Raw genomic sequence first — 1,959 nt, 5'->3', positions numbered from 1 at the left:
GACATCGAGGAGTTCCTCGACCTGCGCAAGAACACCGGCGACGACCGCCGCCGCACCCACGACATGAACACCGCCAACTGGGTGCCGGACCTGTTCATGAAGCGCGTCGCCGAGGACGACATGTGGTCGCTCTTTAGCCCGGACGAGACGCCGGACCTGCACGACCTCATGGGCCAGGCCTTCGAGCAGGCCTACACGGCTTACGAGGAACGCGGCGAGCGCGGCGACCTGCGCGTCTACAAGCAGGTCAAGGCCGTCGACCTGTGGCGCAAGATGCTGGCCATGCTGTTCGAGACCGGCCACCCCTGGATCACCTTCAAGGACCCCTGCAACCTGCGCTATACCAACCAGCACGTCGGCCAGGTGCACAGCTCCAACCTCTGCACCGAGATCACGCTGCACACCAACGACCAGGAGATCGCCGTCTGCAATTTAGGCTCCGTCAACCTGGCCAACCACGTGGGCGCCAACGGCCTGGACACCGCCAAGCTCCAGAAGACCGTCGGCACCGCCATGCGGATGCTCGACAACGTCATCGACTACAACTTCTACAACGTCCCGCAGGCGCGCAAGTCCAACCTGCGCCACCGCCCCGTGGGGCTCGGCATCATGGGCTTCCAGGACGCGCTCTATAAGCTCGGCATACCCTACGCGAGCCCCGAGGCCGTGCAGTTCGCTGACCAGAGCATGGAGATCCTGAGCTGGCACGCCATCAGCGCCAGCACGGACCTGGCCGAGGAGCGCGGTCGTTACCAGAGCTTCTCCGGCAGCCTCTGGAGCCAGGGGATTCTGCCCATCGACAGCGTCCGGCTACTGGAAGAAGGCCGCGGCGGCTATCTGGAGATGGATTCCAGCACCACGCTGGACTGGGACCGGCTGCGCGAGCGGGTGACCACCGTCGGCATGCGCAACAGCAACTGCATGGCCATCGCCCCGACGGCCACCATCAGCAACATCTGCGGCGTCAGCCAGTCCATCGAGCCGACCTATCAGAACCTGTTCGTCAAATCGAACCTCTCCGGCGAGTTCACCGTCGTCAACCCCTACCTGGTGGCCGATCTGAAGGAGCGCGGCCTCTGGGACCGCGTCATGGTCAACGACCTCAAGTACTACGACGGCAGCGTCCAGCAGATCGACCGCGTGCCCGAGGACCTGAAGCAGACCTACGCAACGGCGTTCGAGATCGACGCCCGCTGGCTGGTGGAGGCCGGCAGCCGCCGCCAGAAATGGCTCGACCAGGCCCAGAGCCTGAACCTCTACATGAGCGAGCCCTCCGGCAAGAAGCTCGACAACCTCTACAAGCTCGCCTGGGTGCGCGGTCTCAAGACCACCTATTACCTGCGCTCCATGGGCGCCACCCACGTCGAGAAGTCCACCATGGACGATGCGAGCAAGGCGAATCGCCTCTCCGCCGTCGGCGGCAACTACGTCTCCCTCGGCAAAGGCAAGTCGAATGGGAAAGGGAATGGGGCTGCGGAGCCTGCTGCGTGCTCGGTGATTGATCCGGAGTGTGAGAGCTGCCAATAAGGGGGAGGTGCGGAGTACGGAGTACGCAGTACGGGGGCGCGCCGCCGACCGGGACCGCCGGCTTCCCCGCCGGCCTGCGCGGCGAAAGCCGCGCTGGTCCGACCTGGGAGCACGAGCCTGGCCAGAGCCCAGCCATCCCGCCCCGAATATGGCTATATCGCCATACCTCTGCTACCCTGATCGATGACCGAGCCGACCTTTGAGTGGGACGAAGCCAAGAATCTGGCCAACCAGCGCAAGCACGGCGTTGCCTTCGAGGACGCGCAGCACGCGTTCCGTGACCCGCGCCGCCTCATTGCCAAGGATGATAAGAACAGCCAGTCGGAGGAACGGTTCTACTGCTTCGGTCTCGACAACGCAGGCCGCGGAATCCTGACTGTCAGGTTCACCTATCGCGCACGCCGCATACGCACTGTCCCTTATACACATATC

At 64.3% G+C, this 1,959-nt stretch carries 2 protein-coding genes; both read left to right on the top strand.

Translation table 11 applies throughout. The annotated features are described in order from the left end of the window. On the top strand, positions 1 to 1,527 hold a 1,527-nt coding region (locus I6U14_RS01730), incomplete at its 5' end, for a ribonucleoside-diphosphate reductase subunit alpha (RefSeq protein ID WP_296896371.1). A gap of 183 nt (positions 1,528 to 1,710) precedes the next feature. Further along, positions 1,711 to 1,959 (top strand): BrnT family toxin (locus I6U14_RS01725; protein WP_296896369.1); only part of this gene is annotated, 249 nt, incomplete at its 3' end.

Source organism: Thiohalocapsa sp., assembly GCF_019695415.1.
In the GTDB taxonomy this organism is placed as follows: domain Bacteria; phylum Pseudomonadota; class Gammaproteobacteria; order Chromatiales; family Chromatiaceae; genus Thiohalocapsa.
Note: the sequence above shows the minus strand (reverse complement) of the source record. Positions and strands in the feature narration are given on the sequence as shown.